The 22,158-nt window shown below is 67.2% G+C and carries 17 protein-coding genes and 2 pseudogenes; 9 read left to right on the plus strand and 10 right to left on the minus strand.

Translation table 11 applies throughout. The annotated features are described in order from the left end of the window. From ACFVJ3_RS18030 to ACFVJ3_RS18060, 7 genes and pseudogenes are all read left to right on the plus strand, one after another. Positions 1–402: pseudogene (locus ACFVJ3_RS18030) on the plus strand (IS21 family transposase); the annotation flags it as partial. After that, positions 399–1,169: an IS21-like element helper ATPase IstB gene (gene istB / locus ACFVJ3_RS18035; RefSeq protein ID WP_319617780.1), complete on the plus strand. Its 771-nt coding sequence runs from the start codon at positions 399–401 to the stop codon at positions 1,167–1,169. The pseudogene ACFVJ3_RS18030 and the gene istB, both read left to right, overlap by 4 nt. 346 nt (positions 1,170–1,515) lie before the next feature. Then, positions 1,516–1,891 (plus strand): annotated as a pseudogene (locus tag ACFVJ3_RS18040) (nuclear transport factor 2 family protein). A gap of 692 nt (positions 1,892–2,583) precedes the next feature. Next, a complete protein-coding gene (gene rsmG / locus ACFVJ3_RS18045) occupies positions 2,584–3,267 on the plus strand; it encodes a 16S rRNA (guanine(527)-N(7))-methyltransferase RsmG (protein WP_378453320.1) in 684 nt (227 codons plus the stop codon). Positions 3,268–3,335: 68 nt separating this feature from the next. Continuing rightward, on the plus strand, positions 3,336–4,349 hold the full coding sequence (locus tag ACFVJ3_RS18050; protein WP_378453321.1) for a ParA family protein: 1,014 nt from the start codon (positions 3,336–3,338) through the stop codon (positions 4,347–4,349). Then, the gene (locus ACFVJ3_RS18055; protein WP_378453322.1) at positions 4,346–5,443 is read left to right on the plus strand and encodes a ParB/RepB/Spo0J family partition protein; all 1,098 of its coding nucleotides are present in this window, start codon (positions 4,346–4,348) and stop codon (positions 5,441–5,443) included. Before ACFVJ3_RS18050 ends, ACFVJ3_RS18055 begins: the two co-directional genes overlap by 4 nt. A gap of 158 nt (positions 5,444–5,601) precedes the next feature. After that, positions 5,602–6,300, plus strand: coding sequence for a GNAT family N-acetyltransferase (locus ACFVJ3_RS18060; protein WP_378453323.1), 699 nt, complete (start codon positions 5,602–5,604; stop codon positions 6,298–6,300). Positions 6,301–6,318: 18 nt separating this feature from the next. Here ACFVJ3_RS18060 and ACFVJ3_RS18065 read toward each other — a convergent pair whose 3' ends face one another. From ACFVJ3_RS18065 to ACFVJ3_RS18085, 5 genes are all read right to left on the minus strand, one after another. Continuing rightward, positions 6,319–7,518: an N-acetylmuramoyl-L-alanine amidase gene (locus tag ACFVJ3_RS18065; RefSeq protein ID WP_378453324.1), complete on the minus strand. Its 1,200-nt coding sequence runs from the start codon at positions 7,516–7,518 to the stop codon at positions 6,319–6,321. A gap of 164 nt (positions 7,519–7,682) precedes the next feature. Beyond that, a complete protein-coding gene (gene trxA / locus ACFVJ3_RS18070) occupies positions 7,683–8,006 on the minus strand; it encodes a thioredoxin (RefSeq protein ID WP_005249122.1) in 324 nt (107 codons plus the stop codon). Positions 8,007–8,045: 39 nt separating this feature from the next. After that, positions 8,046–9,029 carry a thioredoxin-disulfide reductase gene (gene trxB, locus ACFVJ3_RS18075; RefSeq protein ID WP_378453325.1) on the minus strand — a complete coding sequence of 328 codons (984 nt, stop codon included), beginning with the start codon at positions 9,027–9,029 and terminating at the stop codon, positions 8,046–8,048. Between the two features lie 111 nt (positions 9,030–9,140). Continuing rightward, positions 9,141–10,328, minus strand: coding sequence for a 4,4'-dithiodibutanoate disulfide reductase (nox, locus tag ACFVJ3_RS18080; RefSeq protein WP_378453326.1), 1,188 nt, complete (start codon positions 10,326–10,328; stop codon positions 9,141–9,143). Positions 10,329–10,364: 36 nt separating this feature from the next. Then, positions 10,365–11,336, minus strand: coding sequence for an NAD-dependent epimerase/dehydratase family protein (locus ACFVJ3_RS18085; RefSeq protein ID WP_378453327.1), 972 nt, complete (start codon positions 11,334–11,336; stop codon positions 10,365–10,367). Positions 11,337–11,425: 89 nt separating this feature from the next. Here ACFVJ3_RS18085 and ACFVJ3_RS18090 point away from each other — a divergent pair, with 89 nt between their 5' ends. Beyond that, the gene (locus tag ACFVJ3_RS18090) at positions 11,426–12,001 is read left to right on the plus strand and encodes a helix-turn-helix domain-containing protein (RefSeq protein ID WP_378453328.1); all 576 of its coding nucleotides are present in this window, start codon (positions 11,426–11,428) and stop codon (positions 11,999–12,001) included. Positions 12,002–12,004: 3 nt separating this feature from the next. Here the strand turns inward: ACFVJ3_RS18090 and ACFVJ3_RS18095 are convergent, their stop codons facing one another. The 5 genes from ACFVJ3_RS18095 to ACFVJ3_RS18115 all read right to left on the minus strand — a co-directional run bounded on the left by ACFVJ3_RS18095 (position 12,005) and on the right by ACFVJ3_RS18115 (position 20,422). Continuing rightward, positions 12,005–12,754, minus strand: a complete 750-nt coding sequence (locus tag ACFVJ3_RS18095) for a hypothetical protein (protein WP_378453329.1) — start codon at positions 12,752–12,754, stop codon at positions 12,005–12,007. A gap of 78 nt (positions 12,755–12,832) precedes the next feature. After that, complete coding sequence (gene sigM, locus ACFVJ3_RS18100) at positions 12,833–13,414, minus strand: RNA polymerase sigma factor SigM (RefSeq protein WP_378453330.1); 582 nt, start codon at positions 13,412–13,414, stop codon at positions 12,833–12,835. A gap of 47 nt (positions 13,415–13,461) precedes the next feature. Beyond that, entirely contained in the window at positions 13,462–17,340 is a 3,879-nt protein-coding gene (gene murJ, locus ACFVJ3_RS18105) for a murein biosynthesis integral membrane protein MurJ (protein WP_378453449.1), read from the minus strand. A 113-nt stretch (positions 17,341–17,453) separates the two neighbouring features. Continuing rightward, positions 17,454–19,844 carry a DUF6049 family protein gene (locus ACFVJ3_RS18110; RefSeq protein WP_378453331.1) on the minus strand — a complete coding sequence of 797 codons (2,391 nt, stop codon included), beginning with the start codon at positions 19,842–19,844 and terminating at the stop codon, positions 17,454–17,456. A gap of 2 nt (positions 19,845–19,846) precedes the next feature. Continuing rightward, positions 19,847–20,422, minus strand: coding sequence for an NUDIX hydrolase (locus tag ACFVJ3_RS18115; protein WP_005572816.1), 576 nt, complete (start codon positions 20,420–20,422; stop codon positions 19,847–19,849). Between the two features lie 149 nt (positions 20,423–20,571). On the opposite strand from ACFVJ3_RS18115, the gene ACFVJ3_RS18120 reads away from it, so the two are divergent. Then, positions 20,572–22,023 carry a CCA tRNA nucleotidyltransferase gene (locus tag ACFVJ3_RS18120; RefSeq protein ID WP_378453332.1) on the plus strand — a complete coding sequence of 484 codons (1,452 nt, stop codon included), beginning with the start codon at positions 20,572–20,574 and terminating at the stop codon, positions 22,021–22,023. Positions 22,024–22,158 lie beyond the last annotated feature (135 nt).

Consider the following 22,158-nt stretch of genomic DNA (forward strand, 5'->3'; position numbering starts at 1 on the left):
CGGCGCATTATCGAAGATCATCCGCAGGAACCGGGCGGGGCACCGAAGCCACCGGTCCCGAAGGCCCGCTCCGCGGCCGAAGCCCGCTTCCTCGAACTCGGGCCCGGCGCGCACGCCTGGTTGGTCGCCGCGTCGGCGGCCGGCACGGTCCGGATCCGGGCGAAGATGACCGCCGCGGTCGAGTTGGCCGCATTCGTCGGCACCGCCACCGTCGACTCGGCTTTGTCGAGAGCAGCCGAATCGGGTCGGTTCGCCGAGGGGGACCTGCCGGCGATCGTCGCGCACCACACCGCCACCTCAGCCGAGACCGGGCTCGTCGTCGCCGACGAGAGGCATTCGGTCCAACCCGGCACCGCCGCCTGGGCCGGATTCGGCAGCACGAGTGCGGAGGCAAGCTCGTGAACCCCACCGCGCCACCGTTACCCGACGACCTCATCGCCGTCCTCAAACGGATGCGCCTGCCCTACCTGCGGGCTGCCGCACCGGAGGTGCTCGCCACCGCGAAAGCGCAGCGGTGGGATCCCACCGAGGTCCTCAAGGTCCTTCTCGACGAGGAGGTCCGCGGGCGGGACGAGGCAACGAAGGCGATGCGCCGCAAAACCGCCGGGCTTCCCGCCGGAAAGACGTTTTCCTCATGGCGGGAACAGGATTCATCGATCCCGGCTCCTACCCAGCAAGCCCTGAGCACGTTGGAGTGGGTGCAGCGCGCCGAGAACCTGGCGGTCAGCGGACCGTCGGGGACCGGCAAGACCCATTTCGTCGAGGCGCTCGCGCATGCGGTGATCGACGCGGGAATGCGGGTGTCGTGGTTCACGCTCGAATCGTTGACCGCGGCGATCGGGAGGGCGGCGGTGGACGGGTCGATCACCAAGACCATCACCAAGATCACCCGCGCCGAGTTGATCGTGGTCGATGACATCGGGATGCTGCCGTCCGGTCAGGCCGCCGCCGAAGCGTTCTACCGTCTCGTCGACGCTGCCTATGAGCGCCGCAGTGTTGTCGTGACCAGCAACCTGCACCCGTCCGGGTTCGACACGATCATGCCGAAAACGCTCGCGACCGCCGCGGTCGACCGACTGCTCCACCATGCGCATGTCGTGATCACCGAAGGCACCTCGCTGCGGTTGCAGGACGCCACCGCCGGACGCGGGGTGATGCCGTTGACCTGAGCCGAACGCGGGAGATCAGCTGACCGCCGACAGGGAGATCAGCTGTCCGCGCACAGGGACACCACCTGTCCGCCTACAGGGACGTCCACATGTCCCTTGACACCGTCTACACGTGAATCCGTCGGCGCCTTCGGGGGTAAACCGATCGACCTACCTAACCCTCCTGCCTCCTGCCGCCGCCCGCTGCTGAGATCGTGGCGACAAGTGCTCATTCCATCGATGCCCTGTTCCGTTCGTCCGGTGAGGGTCACCGGGACCGTAGGGGTTTGCGATGTCCTGAGACATACCATTCACGCTGACGCTGAGTCCACGCGATGAGTTTCGACGCTTCTCGAGGTCCACACCATTGAGGCGACCGAAACCGTGCCGTCGACTGATCGAACGTCGGATCGGGGCTGTGCACAGTGGCGACATGGCCGGGGTTCTCGCGGACCACTCCGACGACATCGTGATGTTCGTGCTCGCGGAATTGATGCGTATCGCGAGACTTGCCGCCGTTCTTCGAATGGCAGTCGCAGGGTGCGAGGTTCGAGTTGGTGTCATTGGAGGTGACTGCCGGCGAAGATGTCGCGTTCGCCCACGCGCTCCTCCGCTGTGGAATGGAAGCGTAGTTCGCCGACAATCCGGAGGAGCGGCTCCGCCTCACAGTGGGGTTGCGGAAGGAGGATGGTTGTTGGCTCGTCGCTCACAAGCAACACTCCTTCCCTGACACCAGTGTCTGACGTGTTGCTGATGGGGTTCCTTGGGCCGTCGTTTGGACTTTTTCGAAGGATTTAAGGTTGTAGTTTCACCCACCCAACCACACCCGGGAGTTTCGTCACTGTGATGATTAAGAAACGGGATTCGTCGGCGCGTGTAACTGCGGCGAGGTAGCGGTCGAGTGAGCTCCGATGGAGTCAGTGACCGCCGTCTGTTCCGCGTGAAACACAGGCCAGTTGTTCCACGTGAAACTGCTCGCGCCAAACGCGATGAAGTTCGGCTAGCCGGCGTGGGGTAAAGCTCGCGACGGACCGCACCGCGCGACGGGACAGCACGGAGAGGGTGCCGCGGCACCGGGCACGGACCCGCGGAGTTGTCGGGCGGGGACCGGCGCAAGGATGAACCAAGCTGGACACGCACGGTCCCGTGACATGTCCGCGGACGAGGCGGCCTGTTCCACGTGAAACATCCTCGCGACGATTGCACCATCATGGATCCGCAGAAAACTCGCTGACGGCGATGTGTGCGAAATCGACGCCCGAGAGGGGCGACCGCACTCACTGAGTGTGGACCGACCCACCGCTCCCCTCCCCCACCGGAAGGGTGCGGCTCGACACTGTTCCGGCGTTGCGCGTCCGAGTTAAGGGACATAGTCGTGAGCGAGGGCGGATAATGAAGAAGCTGTGTTTGTTGATTTCGCGTTGTTCGCGGGAGGATGTTTCACGTGGAACCGAATGGTGGAGAGCCGGCCGAATGGGACGAACAAGCGGCGGCACGCCAGGTGTTCGGTGAGCGATTCGATATTGCGGAGCGCTACTTCAAGTCGCTAGCGACCGACGGTGTCGAGCGGGGGTTGATCGGACCGCGAGAGGTTCCGCGACTCTGGGAACGTCATCTCCTCAACTGTGCCGTCGTCGGTGAGTTGATCGCCGAGGGTGAGTCGGTCGTCGACGTCGGAAGCGGTGCCGGGTTGCCTGGTATCCCTCTCGCGATCGCCCGTCCCGATCTCCGGATCACGTTGGTGGAGCCGCTGCTGCGACGGTCGGTGTACCTCGCCGAGTTCGTCGAGTCGAACGGTCTGGACGTGCTCGTGGTCCGGGGCCGCGCGGAGGAGTCGGGTGTGGTGAAGGAAGCCGGCGGCGCAGACGTTGTCACTTCCCGTGCGGTGGCACCGTTGGAGAAGTTGGCCAAGTGGTCGCTGCCGCTTATCCACGAGCATGGGAGAATGCTCGCATTGAAAGGTTCGAGCGCCGCTGAAGAGATTTCCCGTGATCGCGCTTCCCTGACTCGGTTGGGTGCTGGCAAGCTGGATATCGTGGAATGCGGAGTGGGCCTGCTTCCTGTCCCCACCGTTGTCGTTCGGGCAGAACGTGTACCGAAACGCCGTCAGCGTCGATGACGATGTGCACGGTGACTAGGGAGTGAGTATGTCGAGTAACGAGCGATTCCCAATCGAAGGAGTAGTCAATGTCGGGTGGGCCTGAATCCGCCGTTTCACGTGAAACAGTTTCACGTGAAACCGACCATCGATCCGACCAGGCGACGAGCTCCGGGAATGGAGACGACGGATTCACGGCCCCCTACAACGGAATTTCCGTCGAGGAGACTCCGATCGGTGCCGCCGCGCACCGCGCAAGCCAGGTGCTGCACCCCCACTCAGTTTCCCTGCCGAAGCCACCCGAACGCCGGATCCTCACGATCGCCAATCAGAAGGGCGGCGTCGGCAAGACGACGAGTGCGGTCAACCTCGCATCCGCGCTCGCGATTCAGGGACTCACCGTTCTGGTGATCGACCTCGACCCGCAGGGTAACGCCAGCACTGCATTGGGCGTCGCCCACCACTCCGGCGTGCCGTCCAGCTACGAGCTCCTCCTCGGTGAGGTGACCGCTGCGGAAGCGATCCAGACGAGCCCGCACAACGACCGGCTGTTCTGCATTCCCGCCACGATCGACCTCGCCGGCGCCGAGATCGAATTGGTCTCCATGGTCGCCCGCGAGGGGCGGCTGAAGGGCGCGCTCTCGGAGAAGGCTCTGGGCGAGGTGGATGCCGACTTCATCCTGATCGACTGCCCACCGTCGCTCGGACTGCTCACGGTGAACGCGATGGTCGCTGCCAAGGAAGTGCTCATTCCGATCCAGTGCGAGTACTACGCCCTCGAGGGTGTGGGACAGCTGCTGCGGAATATCGAACTGGTGCAGGCGCACCTCAACCCGGACCTCCACGTATCGACGGTCCTTCTCACGATGTACGACGGGCGCACCAAGTTGGCCGACCAGGTGGCAGAAGAGGTCCGCAACCACTTCGGTGACGCGGTCCTCCGCGCTGTCATTCCCCGCAGCGTCAAGGTGTCCGAAGCTCCCGGGTACGGGATGACCGTGCTCGATTACGACCCCGGTTCGCGGGGAGCCATGAGTTACCTCGACGCGGGACGTGAACTCGCAGCACGCACCGCACACATCACGAAGCAGGAGCAGCGATGAGTCAGACGCGTAAGGGTGGACTTGGCCGTGGACTGGCTGCGCTCATTCCTACGGGACCGACGACGACGGGACCGGGGCTGGGCAACGCCGCCGCCGACGTCGTGATCGGGACGGACCGGCGCAACGTACTGACCGCTCCCGCACCGAACTCATCGGACTCTGTGACTGACAACAAGACCGCTCCCGCGTCCACGGGAAACACGTCCACGGGAAACAACGGAGGGAGCAACGGCGCCGACGGCGCATCCGGGAACGGTGCTCAACCCCTCCCCTCCCCCACCGGAGCGGTGTACAGGGAGATCGCTCCCGACCTGATCGAGCGGAACCCCAAGCAGCCGCGTCAGGTGTTCGACGACGACGCTCTCGCCGAGCTCGTCCACTCGATCCGCGAGTTCGGGCTGATGCAGCCGATCGTGGTGCGTCCGCTCGACGACGGCAAGTTCCAGCTCGTCATGGGCGAGCGTCGGTGGCGTGCCAGCCAGGAAGCCGAGCTGGAGACGATCCCGGCGATAGTCCGCGAGACCGGCGACGACGCCATGCTCCGCGACGCGCTCCTGGAGAACATCCACCGCGTGCAGCTGAACCCTCTCGAAGAGGCCGCGGCGTATCAGCAGTTGCTCGAAGAGTTCGAGGTGACCCACGAGGAACTGGCGGCGAAGATCGGCCGCTCGCGTCCCGTCGTGACGAACATGATCCGACTGCTGAAGTTGCCGATTCCCGTGCAACGCCGCGTCGCGGCGGGTGTGCTGTCCGCCGGTCACGCTCGCGCCCTGTTGTCGCTGGAGGCAGGAGCCGACGCGCAAGAAGTGATGGCGGCACGCATCGTCGCGGAGGGCATGTCTGTTCGCGCGACGGAGGAGGCGGTGACCCTCGCCAACCGCAGCGACGACCAGGCGTCGCAGCCCGCCCAGCGTCGCAAGCCCATCCAGATGCCGGGCCTGCAGGACGTCGCCGAACGGCTGTCGGATTCGTTCGACACGAGGGTTACGGTCAGCCTCGGCAAGCGCAAGGGCAAGATTGTGGTCGAGTTCGGTTCGGTGGACGATCTTCAGAGGATCGTTGGGATGATGGAGGCACAGAAGGCCGATTCGTGAGCGCCTGACAGAGGTAGAAGTTACCCGCGGGTGATCCGTCACTGTGACAGTGGCCGCTGACGGACCGACTCCAGCAGAATTATCGGGGGCGAAAAACGTTGAATACCAGAGGATGTCGAATGATCTGCGGTAGTGACATATGGAGGCTGAGCTAGCCAGTGTCGACTCACGTCACATCGCTCACTCTCGACGGCTTGGATAAGCTCTCCGCCCACGCTCGTCGCTGTGTCTTCTGGGAAATGGATCCGGCGGCGATCCACAGTTCGCGCGGATTCTGCGACCAGGAGTTCGAGAAGGAAGCCTGGCTCTCCATGGTCATGCTCGAATGGGGATCGTGCGGTCAGGTTGCCGTCATGGACGGGAAGCCGGTCGGCAGCGCCCTCTACGCTCCCCCGCGAACCGTGCCGCGCGCGCAGCTTCTCCCGACCGCTCCGGTCGGTGCCGACGCCGTCCTCCTCACCAGCCTCCGGCTCGAGCCGGCCGGGGAAGAACAGAATCTCGGGACCACGTTGATCCAAGCCGTGGTGGCCGATTTGGTGCGCCGCGGGGTTCGCGCGCTCGAGGCGTTCGGTATCCGCAACGCCGACGGAACCGGTCCGATCGACACGCACGGGATGGCGTCGGCCACCGCGGCCCGCGAGTGCTCCCCCGAGGAGTGCATGATCCCGGCCGATTTCCTCGAGGACAACGGTTTCGAAATCGTCGCGCCCCACCATCGGTTCCCGCGCCTGCGGCTCGAACTGAACCGGGATCACGGGTGGAAGGAAGACGTGGAGGCTGCCCTGGAGCGTCTGATCCACACCGCGTCGGTGAGCATGGTCGACATCGGGGAGCGCACACCTGTCGGTGCGCACTGACCGCTCGGGAACGAGAAGTCAGGAACGTTCGGAGGAAGACAGCTCTTCGGCGAGCAACTCGGCGAACGTGAACGTTCCGGTCGGCTGATCGTCCTGACCGAGCAGGTACAGACGCTTGACGGAAATGAGGATCGCTTCGGCGATGGCGTCGCGGGCCCGCGGGTTGGACAGCACCGCGGCATCGAGGTCGTTGGTGAGGTAGCCGAGGTCGATCTGCACGGTCGGCATGTTCGTCAGACGCAGCAGGTCCCAGGTGCGGCCGTGGGTCCGGCAGTCCTGCAGCGGCGTGCGTGCCACGATCTCCCGCTGGATGAATCCGGTGAGAACCTGACCGATCATCGACGTCGAACCGTGCGAGTTACCGAAGTGGAAGCTCGCGACTCCGTTGGCGGACGGGCTGGTGTTTCCGTCGCACCGCAACGAGATCATCAGATCGGCGTCGAAGGCGTTCGACGTGGACGCCCGTTCGATGTCGTTGGGGTTCGCGTGGTGCGGGCGGGACAGGAACGTCTCCATGCCCGTCGCGGCCATGCGGCCCTCGAGGCGGCTGGCGAGGTCCCACAGGATGTCGGACTCCGAGATCGTGCCGTACGGAGACCGCACGATGGTCCCGTAGGTGTCGCCGCCGAGGCCCGGGTCGATGACGATCCGCTTGCCGCTCAGCTGGGGGCCGGAGCTGCGAACCATTTCTTCTTCGCTCATCGCATGGGGTGACCCACCGGTGACGCGGGTGCCGAGCAACTCGAGCGACCGCAGGGTGGCCGGACCGCAGATGCCGTCGGCGGCGATCCCGATCTCCCGCTGGAACGAGGACAGGGAGTCGTGGGTCTGCGGGCCGAAGAACCCGTCGACGCGACCGACGTAGAAGCCGAGATCCTGCAGGCGGGTCTGCAGGGTGGCGACGTCGTCCCCGTAGAGCGGTGCGGACAGCTGGTAAATCAGCGTGCGCGCGCCCAGGCGGTACGACGCCTCTTTCATGGACCGGTAGGTGGCAGGACCCACGATTCCGTCGACGAGAAGCCCACGCTGCTGCTGGAAGGCCCGTACGGCGCTGTCCAGGTGATGATCGAACACGGCGTCGGGAGCGATCCAGTGCGAACCGTTGGTGCCCTCGCGCCGGGTGTCGGCGACGCCGTTGTGCAGGAAACCGAGACCGGCCAGAGTGCCCCGAATCTCAGCGACGGCCGGACCATGGTCGCCGTGACGGAGTCGGTGCATTTTTCAGGGCCTCTCAGTCCGAATCAACGAGTACATACGAGTCTCGGTACAAACAAAACGATCGATGTGTTCCGGTCGGTCTAGCTGTGCGACTGGAGCACATCGATCGATTGTCTCAGAGATTCCCACAAAATCGGGAATCGCGCCGGGTGTTCGGGTGTCGATCAGAGAACGTCGGCGAGCTCTTTCAGCAGCGCAGCCTTGCCCTTGGTGCCGACGATCGTGTTGATCGGCTTGCCGTCCTTGAACAGGATCAGCGTGGGAATCGACATGACCTGGAAGTCGCGGGCAGCGCCCGGGTTGGCGTCGATGTCGAGCTTCGCGATGGTCAGCTTGTCGCTGTGCTCACCGGCGATCTCCTCCAGGACGGGGGCGATCATCTTGCACGGGCCGCACCAGGTGGCCCAGAAGTCGACGAGGACAGGCTTGTCGCTGGAAATGACGTCCTGCTGGAACGAATCATCGGTGATGGTGACGGTATTCGACACGGGGATTTCCCTTACTCGAGGTGGGTGTTTGTGGGGTGCTCAGGCGTCGACCGGTGAGCCGGCGGCGGCGACGGTGTTGGCGGTGATGTCGCCGCGCTCGGCAAGCCAGCGCTCGGCATCCATCGCCGCGGAACATCCGGTGCCGGCGGCGGTGATCGCCTGCTGGTAGATGTGATCCACCAGATCGCCGGCGGCGAAGACCCCATCCAGCGACGTGGCGGTGGACGGGTTCTTGACGAGCACATATCCGGCGTCGTCGAGGTCGACCTGTCCCTTGACCAGTTCGCTGCGCGGGTCGTGACCGATGGCGACGAACATGCCGGTGACGTCCAGCGTGGACGTCTCACCGGTGACGGTGTCGCGGATCACGAGGCCGGTGACGCTGTTCTCGCCGAGGACCTCGACGGGCGCCGCGTTGGTCACGAACCGGATCTTCGCGTTCGCCTTGGCGCGCTCGAGCATGATGCGGGACGCGCGGAACTCCTCGCGGCGGTGCACCACGGTGACGCTGCGGGCGAAGCGGGTGAGGAAGGTGGCCTCCTCCATGGCGGAGTCGCCGCCGCCGACCACGACGATGTCCTGATCCTTGAAGAAGAATCCGTCGCACGTGGCGCAGGCGCTGACGCCGCGGCCGAGCAACTTCTCTTCACCCGGAATCCCCAGGTAACGGGCTGCGGCGCCCATTGCCAGCACGACCGCGTGGGCCTGGTAGGTCTCGCCGTTCACGACGACCTTCTTGATCGGGCCGGTGAGGTCGAGTTCCTCGACGTCCTCGGTGCGGATGTCGGTGCCGAAGCGCTTGGCCTGCTCGCGCATCTGGTCCATCAGGTCGGGTCCCATGATTCCCTCACGGAATCCGGGGAAGTTCTCGACGTCGGTGGTGGTCATGAGGGCGCCACCGAACTGGGTCCCCTCGAACTGCAGCGGTTCGAGTTCCGCGCGCGCCGCGTAGACGGCAGCGGTGTATCCGGCAGGTCCCGAACCAACGATGATGAGTTCATGAACCGTCGATGGAGTGGTCATGCGGGCCTTCCAGTAGTGAGGGGTGCTCAGTCGTATGGATCAACACAAGACTAAAGGGTGTTGTTCCCCGACTGCAGGTGATACCGGTCGCTCCCCTCGCAGGCGCCCTGATCAGCGCAGAGTCTCCCGGATGACGCAGCGGGTGCCCGTGTAGATGGTGGGCATGCATTTGTTGCAGTGGATGCAGAGTCCCTCGGGCACGTGCCGGTCGCGGAACTTGTTGACGAGGTCCGGGTCGCGGAGCAGGGCGCGCGCCATCGCGACGAATTCGAACCCTTCGCCGAGTGCGTTCTCGATGGTGTCGAGTCTGTTGATGCCGCCGAGGAGGATGAGCGGCATCGACAGGGCCTCGCGGAACTGCCGGGCCATCGGGAGGAAGAAGGCTTCCTCGAACGGGTAGGTCGGAAAGATGCGCGGCCCGTAGACCTTCAGGCCCCAGCCCACCAGCTTGGGCTGTGACGCAATGAATTCGGCCATCGGAACCTCGCCGCGGAAGAAGTACATCCCGTTGAGCAACGAGCTACCGCCGGTGAGCTGCAGCGCGTCGAGGTGCCCGTCGGCTTCGAGGAGCTGCGCGATGCGGAGACTGTCGTCGAGCCACAGCCCCTTCGGAACACCGTCTGTCATGTTGAATTTGGCCGTGACGGCCACCGAGTCGCCGACGGCGTGGCGCACCCTCTCGACCACCCGCCTGGGGAACGCCGCCCGCCGCTCCAGGCTGCCCCCGTACTCGTCGGTCCGCCTGTTGAGGTTGGGGCTCATGAACGAGCTGAGGAGGTAGTTGTGCCCGAGGTGGACCTCGATCGCATCGAATCCGGCCTCGACGGCATTGCGGGCTGCATCCTCGAAGTCGCGGGTGACCTGGTCGAGTTCTTCCCGGGTGGCACCCTTCACCAGACCCATGGCGGGCGGGCTGAGGCGGGTGGACGGCGCGAGGGTCTTGGTGCGGTTGGACAGTGTGTTCGCGACCAGACCGGCATGACCGATCTGCGCCGCGACCAACCCGCCTTCGGCGTGGACGGCGTCGGTGAGCCGGCGCAGATCGGGGACGCGGGCGCCATCGAGCACCAGGGTGTTGGCGTGGACGCGTCCGCCGGGTGAGACGGCGCAGTACGCGACGGTCGTCAGTGCCGCGCCGCCGCGAGCGACCTCGGCGTGGAAGTCGATGAGCTGTTCGGTGACCCGGCCGCGCGGCATGACGCCCTCGAACGTGGCGGCCTTCACGATGCGGTTGCGCAGTGTCAGGGGACCCAGGCGGGCCGGCTCCCAGATATCGGGGTGCGTTGGTGGAACGCTCATGGTGGTCTGCCTTCGAGGGTGGTGGTGTGAGGGCGTTCAGGCGAACGTCGCGGCCAGCGCCGCGCGGGCAGGCCGCCAGGTGAGCCCGAGCTCGTCGCGGGTTCGCGAGTCGTCGGTCGGGGTCGCCGAAGTGAGTAGCCAGGCGGCCTCGTAACTGAGCCCGGCACTGAGGGGTGTGAACTTGCCGATCACGTCGGCAAACCGCCCGATCGTGCGAAAAGTTCTGCCCGACAGCGGGATGCGCCGAAGGCGACGGCCCGAGGAGTGCTCGAGGACGTCGATGAGCTGGTTGAACTCGACGAGTTCGCCGCCGCAGACGTATCGCCGTGGACCGCGGCCGGGGTGCATCGCGGCGGCGTGGACCGCGGCCACGTCGCGCACGTCGATCATCTGCATTCCGCCGTCGAATCGGGGTGCCACCCTGCCGCTGACGATTGCGGCCCAGCCCTGTTCGGTGACGCCCTTCGCGGTTCCGAGCCCGGGACCGACGACGCTCGTCGGGTAGGTGATGACCACGGGGGCGCCCGCGTCCTGGAGTGCGCGGGCGATGCGATCGGCCGCGGCCTTTGTCCGGCCGTACGCGCTGCGGCCCGAGGCCGTCGGACTGTCCGGTCCGATGACGGCGTCGGGCGACGGAAACAGGGCGCTGAAACTCGCGACGTGGATGATCGGGTCGAGTCCGAGGAAGGCCGCCCGGGTGAGGATCGCGGCGGTGGCCTGCGTGTTGATCTCCCACATCAGCTGTTCGCGGCGGTCGTCGGTGCCCACTACCCCGGCGGCGTGGAGTAGGGAGTCGCAGCCGTCGAGAAGGCGTGCGAGCACCTGGGCGTCGCGGATGTCGCCGACCACCTGCTCGATCCGCGCGGCGTCGTCCCCCGCCGCCGCGAGCAGGGTGTCGGGAGATTCGGTGGGCAGCACCAGCAGTCGAACCGTGTGGCCGGCGGCGAGGAGCGCCAGCGTGGTGTGGGCGCCGATGTATCCGGTGCCGCCGGTGACCGCGATCTTCATGTGCCCGTCCTGTTCGAATTACGATGCCACTGGACTCGTAATAGGTACGATATAGCGCGGAAGGCACTTCTGTCCCACAATTCGAACCAATGAATGCAACCGGAACCGGCCGCCCCCGCGACCCGCGGATCGACACCGACGTCCTCGGGGTAACCCGTGCGATGCTCGTGGAATCGGGTTGGGAACAACTGAGCATCCGGGCCATCGCGACGCGCTCCGGGGTGAGCAGGGCGTCCATCACCAGACGGTGGCCGTCGAAGGCTCATCTGGTTCTCGACGCCATCCTCGGTGCGACACCCGACCTGACACCGTTCGAGGGCACCGATCGCGAAGGCTGGATCCGCTGGGTGGTGACCGGCAGCGCCGAACTGTTCTCACGACCGGAGGTGCGAGCGGCCACGCCGGGTTTGCTGGCCGCGATCCGGGACCACGACGATCTCCGCACCGCGCTCTGGCGGGGATTCAGCGGGCCGAGCACTCAGCTGTTCGGGAACGAGGAATCCGAGGACGGGGGGTCGATCACCGCGACGGCCGTTCTGGTGCTCGCCGCCGGCGCCGCACTGTTCACGAGCCTGATCGCCGTCGAGGACGACACTCCGGAGCTGCGTGCGAAGATCCTCGAGCTGCTGATGCCGGTCGCCCGTTCGGAGCGGGAACGCCCCTGAGGATCAACCGATCTCGGTGACGGCGATCGTCGCCGGATCTCCCGTGCCGCACGCGCTGCCGACGACCAGGGCCGTGATCTGCGGCGGACGTGGCCCGGCCAGCAGCAGCAGTACCCCGGGAACACCGTCGAGGCGAACCTCGCCGGAACCGAGTAGAGGGCGAGACGGTTCGATCCCGTTGGCGCTCAGGCATTCTGACAGTTGTGCGGGATCTTCGAGTGGTCCGAGCTGCCGCGAACCGATCACGGTGAGCAGGCGTCCGGAGTCGAGATCGGTACCCAGATCGAGAACGGCTGGTGTCGGCGGGGTTTCGGAACTGGGCAGGGCGACGGTCGGGGTCTCGGGTTCCCGGCTGTCCGGCGTGACGACCGCGACCGCCACCACGACCGCTGCCGCCGCCGCGAAGGTCCCCGCGGCCGCGGTCGCCCACTTCCGTCGCCGGGCGAGCGGCACCACGGTGGCCTCGGCAGGCGCGTCCCGTTCCGCGGCGAGGGCGCGGTTGATGCGGTCGGCGACGTCGGCGGGAATCGGGGTCGAGACGGAATGATCGCGGCCGAGCGCGCCCAGCTGATCGGTGACCCGGTCGAGGGCGTCGATGACAGCCATGGCCTGCGGGTCTTTCCGGACGAGCGGCCACAGGCGATCGCTGACCGACTCCGGCAGCACCCCGGCGTGGAGATCGGCCAGCAGGTCCTCGGAGTACGGCGGTGCAGGCAGCGCGGCACCGGACGGGTCGGGTTCACGGTCGGCCATGGCACCTCCTCACCGATTCATTGTGGTCCGGGACATCAGGACACTTCCCCGCTCCTACTACGTTTTGACGTCCCGGAGTCATGATCGGTTCCCCTCCACCCGAAAATATTCGAGGGAGGCGGCCAGCTTCTTCCGGCCGCGGGCGCAGCGGCTCTTCACGGTGCCTTCCGGAATGCCGAGCAGGGTGGCTGCCTCGCTGGTCGAACGGCCCTCGAGGTCGACGGCGACGATCGCGGTCCGCTGATCCGGTGGGAGCTGCGCCAGTGCGCGCTCGACCACCAGGCTCAGCTCCACCTCGGAAACGTAATCGCGGGCGTCGCGCGGTTCGTCGTCCTCGTCGGCGGACAGGGACACAGCCGGACGAGCCTTGTTCCGGCGGATGCGGTCGAGGCAGGCGTTGACCACGATCGTGTGCAGCCAGCTCCGGACCGCGGCGTCCCGGCGGAACGAGGCCGCGTTGCGATGCGCGGACAGCAGCGCCTCCTGCAGGGCGTCCGCCGCATCCTCGGTGGTGTAGCTGGTGCGTTTGGCGACGTGCCACAGATGGTCGTAGTGCCGTCCGAGCAGTGTCTCGAATGCGTGCCGATCGCCGGCGACGTGCGCAGCCAACAGGTCGACGTCCGAGGGCTCGCCCTCGGAATCCCCCCGGAAGATTCGCACCGGCGGATGTTAGCTCAGTTCTCCGGTCCGCGAGCACCGGGTACCGCCTACGTCGCGGCGTTGAAACCGATGTCGGCGATGGACGATTGGTTCTTGCCGCCGGAATTACTCAGGCCGGTGATCCACACCAGGACGTTCTTGGTGGGTCCCTCCGACTTCACCGGGATCTCGGTGACACCGTTGCCGAGGACCTTCGAGCCGAGCACCTGCGTCTGGTCGAGGGTCGGGTTCTCCGACGGCGCGCTGCGGATCTCGACGTTGGTGCCCGGCGTCGGCGAGTTGATCCACACGCTCGACAGGGTCGTCGGCTCGTCCAGCGTGACCATCAGGCCCACACCGTTCTTCAACGCGGGGAAGGGCTGGAAGTACGAGTCGGTGCTCCACACGGTGGATGTGTTGCCGTCGACGGCCAGCCGGGCGTTCGCGGCGGAGTCGGGTGTGCCCTGCGGCGAGAACACCGTTGCCCCCGAGGGTGTGACCGGTGCGACGTTCGCCGCCGGGGCGGGCGCGGGTGCGGGCGACTCGGGGTTGGGCGGAGCCTCGGCCGAAGTGGTGAGCCCGAAGTCCTGTTCGGTGAGCGGCGCGTCGGAACTGCTGCCCGTGAGGAACGTCGCGAGCCAGAAGCCCAGGAGCGCCAGCACGATGATCGTCACGACAGCGAGACCCACGAGCGCCGCGATCATCCGGTTGGACTTCTTCTTCTCCGCCTCCAGCGCTTCCGGGTCGGCGAGAGCGTGACCGGTCGTGCCGGGGCCCCGCTGCCCGAGCCGCAGAACGGGGATGAATTCGGTCTTGTCGTTGACGACGGACGCCTGGTCGAGAATGTGCTGCACGGTGGCCGCGGTGCGGATTCCCCCGTTCGGCTCGAGCGAGCGCAGTGCCACCGCGGAGATCTCGAACGGAACCTCCGGCCGGATCACACGCGGCCCGATGGGCTGCCCGCTCGAGTCGCGGTCGGCCAGTCGCATACCGCCGACGCTGCCCGGACGGTGCGAACCCGACGGATCACCCGCGGGAGCGGACGGGTCGCCCAGCGGCCAGCGCGCGGTGATGAGGGCGTAGAGCATGGCGCCCAGTCCGCGCACGTCGGAACTCGAGTCGGAGTCGGCGAGCGTGGCCGGGAACGCCAGCACGGCATCGCCGTTGATGCTGATGCGGACGCGGTCGGGGTGGTCGATGGACAGTGCCCCACCGGCCCGGTGCGCGGTCTCGGCGGCCGCGGCGAGCGCGCGGATGGCACTGGCGGCGCCGATCGGAGACGGCTTGGTGTCGGCCATCTCCCGCAGCGAGCGGCCCGGGGTCCACTCGGCGACGACGATGCCGCCGGAGCTACCGCGGACCACGTCGAGCACGCGGGCGAGTCCGGGCGAGTTGATCCGGCCCAGTCGCAGGGTGCGCGACAGAATGGCTTGCGGGCCTTCGGGACCGGCCGACGTGGAGCGCTGTTCGGCGTCCACGAACGTCAGGGCCACCTCGCGGTCGAGCTTGACGTCCAGCGCCTGCCAGAACTGCAGTCCCCGCGAACCGCCGTGCGGTGTCAGCAGGCGGTACCGACCGCCCGCGACGGACGCACCGGGAATGAGCTTGGGGCCACGGGGAGTACGACGCGGGCCTGCGCCGGGCTCACGTCCGGGCGCAGGTGTGATCGGGATCACGCCAGTGTCGTAACTGAGATCTCGTGCGGGGGCCGCGCCCATGTGACGTGTGTCTCCGCGCGACTCGCCTGCATCGTTGGCGGGAGTCGTCGGCGCAGCCTTCGTCTCGGCATCCGCACGATCGCCGGTCTCCTTGCTCTGCCCCGTTTTCGGAGTGTCTGCGGAGCCCGCGGACGTGTTTGCGTCCTTCTTCTGCGGTGCGTCGGCGCCGGCCGGCTTGTCGGTCTTCGCGGAGTCGGTGGAGGCCGACTCGGACGAGATCCGGGTGGTCGGGGCGTCGACGCCGTTGGGGGCGGCGGCCGAATCGCGTTCGGACGCTTGCACCGTAGAACCTCCGGCTCTCTTGCTGCCGGCCACGTCGTCGTCGCTCACCCTCACTCCTTCATTCTCGAATGCCCAACTCCGACCAGTACCGGGCGGCGATCCGACCCGCTCGTGTCCAGGGTACGGGAGTCCACCGGGTCGTTCGATACCACGCGGCTGTCCCCCGAAGTCGTGCGGTGTGGCGCGGACCACGGGAATCAGTTCAGTTTCGGCCTCTGCGAGCGGGTCGACCTCCGGTTCCGGTGCGGCGCCGCGACCGCGCAGGGCACGAACCTTGCGGGCGACGGCGACGGTGATGGACACGATTTCGGGGATCTTCGCGAACCAGAGGATCACGAAGGTGACGACGAGCATCAGCACGCCGCTGATCATGACCCGGACCATCGAGCCCGGACCGCCGAACAAACTGGTGAGACGGTCGAGCCCGAGGAGGCGGTCGGCGCCGAGCATGACGAGCGCACCCGCCATCGACGCGAGCACCACCACCCACACCGTCTTGCCGACGTTCGCCATCTGCAGGTTGCCGAGACTGCGGTGCAGCAGCCAGCCCCCGACGAGCGCGCCGGTGATGTAGCCGAGGCCGTTCGCGGCGCCGAGCAGGATGACCACCTGGTCGTCGCTGGAGGCGACGAGCGGGGTGAGCGCCGACAGCGCGATCTTCACCGCGGTGATTCCGAGGACGATCCACGTGGGAGTCCAGGCCTGCTCGCGGGCGTAGAACACGCGGAGCTGGATCAGCACCAGGGAATAGGGAATGAGCGTGAAGGCCGACCAGCTGACGGCCTGACCGAGGCGTTCGGCGTCACCGGACCCGAAGTTGCCGTACCCGTACAGTGCCTGGCCGATCTCGGGGCCGGCGAAGGTGAGGAACGTGATGATCGGGATGAGGGAGATCATCGTGAGACGGGTGGCGACGGACAGGTCGTCCACGACGGCCGGGGTGTCGTCGGCGGCGGCGTTGCGGCTGAGTCGCGGCATGATCGCGGTCAGCACCGTCACGCCGAGCACGCCGTACGGCAGCTGCAGCAGGAGCCACGCGTTGTTGTAGATCGCGGGACCCGACGCGTCCGCGTGTGACGAGATGCGGGTGGCGACGATCATGCCCGCCTGGCTGATCAGCACGTACAGGATGATCGCGACGGCCATGCCGCCGAACTGCTTGAGCCGGTCGTCGAGGCCCCACAGCGGTTTCAGCGAGATGCCCTCGCGCCGGATCGCAGGCACCAGGCTGAGCGCCTGCACCACGACACCGAGCGTGACGCCCACACCGAGGACCAGCAGTTTCGGGTCGCTCATCCGCACCGGATCGAGGGTGATCTCCCCCGGCGTCGCGTAGTAGATCACCAGCACGGTGAGCATCACGACGTTGTTCAGCACCGGAGCCCAGGCGCCGGGTTTGAACACCTGCCGGGTGTTGAGAATGGCCGTGAGCAGCGCCGACAGTCCGTAGAACAGGATCGCGGGAAGGAGGAGATAGGACAGAGCTGTGGTGAGGGACGTGTTCACCTTGCCGTCGGCCGACAGGAAGACGTGGGTGGTGAGCACGGGTGCCGCGGCGGTCGCCAGCACCGCCGCCGTGCCGAGCAGCACGCACGTGGCGGTGAACAGTCGTCGCACGAACGCCGCACCCTGGTCGGGGTCCTCGCGTTCGGCGCGCACCAGGACGGGCACCACGATCGCGGTGAGCACCGCTCCCAGCACGAGCTCGGAGATCATGTTCGGGATCTGGCTGGCGACCGTGAACGAGCTGGCCACCGAGCCACCCAGCAGCGTCAGGACGAGGAGCTGCTTGGCGAATCCGGTAATGCGGCTGACGAGCGTCGCCACCGCGATCGAACCGGTGGACGCCAGAAGTCGGGAGTTGCTCTGCTTCTGCGGCGCGGTCGAGGGCCCGGAGTCGCGGACCGGAGGCGGCGAGGGGTCGACGCGGATGGCCGCGAACTGCACCGTCGGCGCTTCGTCCGGCCGTATTTCGCGAGCCCAGTGGTCCCGCTCCCACGGCGCGACCCGGGGATGGGAGCGATCGGGAAGCCTCTGGCCCCTACTGGGCAAGTTCCCGGTCATGAACGTTCGTACCCTTCGTCAGCTGGATCCGGCTGGCCGCGGAATCGATGCCACAGCCGGCGGCCGGCGAGGAACAGCAGCAGAGCACCCGCGCATGCTGTCAGTATCGCCAACGCCTGCCCGTACGCGTTGGACCGTACCGTCACGCTGGTCGGCTCTCCCAGTTGCTGTCCATCGGCGGTGGTCAGAGAGAATTTGACGACAAGCTTGCGGGAGTCGTTGGCCTCGGTGGGAACGGTGAGGGTGCGACTGCCGCGCGGGGGCAGCGTGGTGGGGCCGATGTCGGTGATGGTCATCCCCGAAGGCGCATCCACCTGGAGACGGACCGTGATCCCGACCGGCAGGTCGTTCCTGGCCACCAGCAGCAGCGGGCTCTGTTCCGACGCCAGCGTGTAGACCCCGCCCGGCGACACGACGGTGACGGCCCCGAACAGGTCGTCCATGGTTTCGGCCACCTCGTCGGCGCGCGTGTCGGACGCCTCCTCCGCGGACCGCCGTTCGTCGTCGCGGCGGTGCGCGAGGCTCATCGAGCGCAGGAGGTCCTCGCGCAGCGGTGCCGTGAAGCGTTCCGGGGTGAGCGGGGCCTGCGGGTCGTCGACCAGCGCGGCGTTCAGCGCCTCGATGCGGGGCGTCTGCGTGGCGGCGGCGTCACGGATATGGGCGGGGACGCCGTCCTCGGCGGCCTGATCCGGGTAGTCCAGGGTTGCGATCTCGGGTGAGCCGGGCTGACGTCCCAGCAGCGCGGTCAGCGGCTGGGGCGTCGCCAGCCCCGAGCGCATCAGTGAGGACACCGTGGACAGCAGTGTCTTCGCGTCCTCGGCGCCGGCCGTCCACAGCTGCGGCGGCACCACCATCAGCGATCGGGGGGTACCTGCGGTCCGTGCGGTCTCGGGTTCGAGCGCAGACCACGACACTGCACCGAGCGCGTCCTGGAGTCGCGCGGTCTGGGAATCGTCCGAGAGGTCGTACCGGGCGCGTTCGGGGGTATAGGAGGGAGTTTGCGGCGTCGTCCCCATGGCGGCGAGCGCCGTGCCGACCGAGGGATCGAACAACAGGGCGTCGACGCTTCCGATGGCCGCAGGCGCCTCGGTGGCCGCCGGGGTCGTATCGCCGTTCGCGGGAACGGGAGCGGGCGGCGGTGTCGCCTCGATGACGTGGGCGCTGTCGCGGGGCGTCGTCGTGTCGATGGAATTCGCGGCCACGAGCGTGGTGGTCGCCTCGTCTCCGCGGAGCATCTGCGCCGTCGCGTCGTCGAGCACCCCGGCGTCGCTCCACACGAAATTGCGCAGCGACGTGACACCCAGAACGTTGTCGACGATGTCCGCGGGGGCGTCGACGGCGGTCGCGGTGAGGTCCGGGTTCGCGACCTCGGTGATCGCGGACAGGTCGGCCTGCGCGAACGGCACCGATGTGGTGCACATGGACGCGGCCAGCGACCGGGCCCGGTCGAGCCACGCCGACGCGGCATCCTTACCTGCGCCCTCGTGCGCGGAACCGGTGGGATCGGACGGGTCGTCCACCACCAGATATCCGCGCGTCATGTTCTCGACGGTGATCAGCAGGTCCGGGTCGACGGCCAGGCAGAGACTGTCCCGGAGCGTGTGGTCACGGTCGACGCTCTCCCGGGTGGCGAACTCCGCCGCGCCCAGCAGTTCGTCGAGCCGGCCGCCGTCGGCGAGCGAGGTCGCGAGGTCGTCGTCGACGAGACGGACCGGTTCGGTGACGGAGCCGGGCACCCCCGCCGCGAGCCGGGGCCGGTCGGCGAGCGGCCACAGCATGGTGACGGCGACGGGACTGGAGATGTCCGGGGGCACGGCCGGAGTGCCGGGGACCCCGAACACGGGGAGCAGGAAACGGGCGTCGTCGAGACGCGCGGCCCCGCCGTATTCGGGGGTGCCGTTCACGTTCACCATCAGCGGATACACGCCGGGTTCGGTGATGTCGAGGGAGATGTCGGTGTCGGACCGTAGTGGCAGCGACAGCGTGAACTGCTTGCTCTGTCCCTCGTCGAGGCGGCCCGCGACCGTGTCGAACATGCCGACCGTGTCGTACCGGGACTGATCGAGGGTGAGCGATGTTCGGAGGCCCTCGCTGCTCGCGACGGCGGGAGCGCGCTGCATTCGGACGCTGACGTCGCGGACCGTGCGGTCGCCGATGTTCTTCACCGAGCCCGAGACGGTGACGAACGGGTCGCTGGTGGTGGTGACCGTGGACGGGGTGACGTTGTCGATGTGCAGCTCGAGGAACTCGGGGTCCTCGTCGACGGTCTGGGTGCCGGCGCTCTCGGGCGGCACAGGGTCCTGGGCCGCCGCCACCACGGTGCTGGTGGGAGCCAGAACGACCGCGAGTGCGGTCAACGTCACGGCACCGACCCGACGCAAAGCCATCCTCATCCGGCGTCTGGCCCCTTCTGGAGCTTCAGGTCGGGGGCGGTCGGGGTGGTAGTCATCTTGGAGATCAAGTCACCGGCGATTTCTGCGAGTTTCCGTTCGTCTGCGTAGGCCAGGCGTGATCCCAGCTCGGCGAGCGGCACCCACGCTACCTCGGTGACTTCCACGTCTTCGTCCGACAGTTCCCCACCGAGGCATCTCAGCAGATAGTGGTGGACGGTCTTGTGGACCCGTCGGCCCTCGGTGACGAACCAGTAGTCGATGCTGCCGAGCGACGCGAGGACGGTGCCCTGGATGCCGGTCTCTTCCTCGACCTCACGCATCGCGGTCTGTTCGGCGGTCTCACCTTGCTCGATGTGTCCCTTGGGCAGCGACCACAGCAGCCGCCCGCGTCGGTCGGTGCGTCCGATCAGCGCGGCGCACAGATTCTCCCGCGGTCCGCCGAGACCGTTGACGACGAGCCCGCCCGCCGAGGTTTCGCGAACCGTCCTCATGTGGGGTTTCGCGGGTTTGCCGACGGCGCCGCGCCGCCGCGAGTTGCGGCGACTCCTGTTCGCACGTTCGGCAGCAGACACCCCATCGATAGTAGTTGGCTTTGCCGTCTCCACCGGAACGCCGCACCCGAACCGAGACGCTTCGTGACACACCTGTGGTGAACCGAACGGCGAGGTGACAGCGTGTATGCGTATCTCGCTATTTGCGCACCTCGGTAAGCTTCCTGGACGTGACTGCCCCTTCTCTCGACGACGAGCGCCGTACGCGACTGCTTGCCGGCGCCGCGGTGACGCTGCGCGAGCTGTCCGAAGTCCTGACGCCGCTCGGTGAGAGGTTCGCTGCCGCCGGTCACGAGTTGTACCTGGTGGGGGGCAGTGTCCGGGACGCGATCCTGGGCCGCCTCGGCACCGACCTCGACTTCACCACCGACGCCCGCCCGGAGCAGGTGCAGAAACTGCTGTCCGGCTGGGCCGACAACCAGTGGGACACGGGCATCGAGTTCGGGACGATCAGTGCCGCCAAGGCGGGCCAGCAGATCGAGATCACGACGTATCGGGCCGACGCCTACGACCGGGTGTCGCGCAATCCCGTCGTCCAGTTCGGGACGAAACTCGAGGACGACCTGGTGCGGCGCGATTTCACGGTCAACGCGATGGCAGTGCGGATCGGTGCGGACGGCTCGCAGGACTTCGTCGACCCCCTCGGCGGCATGAACGCGCTGCTGGCCGGGATGCTGGACACGCCTTCGGCGCCGGAGAACTCCTTCAACGACGACCCGCTGCGCATGCTGCGGGCCGCCCGGTTCGTGTCCCAGCTGGGATTCACCCTGCACGAGCGCGTGCATCAGGCCATCGTCGACATGGCGCCGCAGATCGAGCGGATCACGGCCGAACGCGTGCGGGCCGAACTCGACAAGCTGATCCTCGGCGAGTTCCCCATCGACGGCATGAACGTGATGTGCGAGACGGGTCTCGCCGACTTCGTGCTGCCCGAGGTGCCGCAGATGAAGCTCGAGATCGACGAGCACCACCAGCACAAGGACGTGTACTGGCACTCGCTGACCGTGCTGAAGCAGGCCGTCGACCTGGAGGACGGCGACCCCGACCTGGTGTTGCGGTGGGCGGCGCTGCTGCACGACATCGGCAAACCGGACACGAAGCGCAACGAGCCGGGCGGCGGCGTGAGCTTCCACCACCACGAGGTGGTCGGCGCGAAAATGGTCCGCAAGCGGATGCGGGCTCTGAAGTATTCGAAGCAGATGATCGACGACGTCTCGCAGCTCGTCTTCCTCCACCTGCGGTTCCACGGCTACGGCAAGGGCCAGTGGACCGATTCCGCCGTGCGTCGTTACGTCACGGATGCCGGGCCGCTGCTGCCGCGGCTGCACAAGCTGGTCCGCGCCGATTGCACCACCCGCAACAAGCGGCGGGCGGCCGCTCTGCAGGCGACGTACGACGACATCGAGGAGCGGATCGCTCGGATCGCCGAGCAGGAAGACCTCGCGCGGGTGCGCCCCGACCTCGACGGCAACGCGATCATGGACCTGCTCGGCATTCCGGCGGGGCCCGACGTCGGGAAGGCGTGGAAGTTCCTCAAGGAGCTCCGGCTCGATCGCGGCCCCCTCAGCCGCGACGAGGCCGAGGCCGAACTGCTGTCGTGGTGGGCCACGCAGCAGGGCTGACCGATCGTCGATCCGCTCGGGTCGACGTCGTCATCTCTTTACTCCGCTTTCGGGCGGCCACCCATCCGAAGTGACGACGGTCATATGACCTGGTCGCTTCTGCGGTGCCGACATCACCACCGTGCCCGGGGCCGG

Source organism: Rhodococcus sp. NPDC127593 (assembly GCF_042671975.1).
Classification (GTDB): domain Bacteria; phylum Actinomycetota; class Actinomycetes; order Mycobacteriales; family Mycobacteriaceae; genus Rhodococcus_F.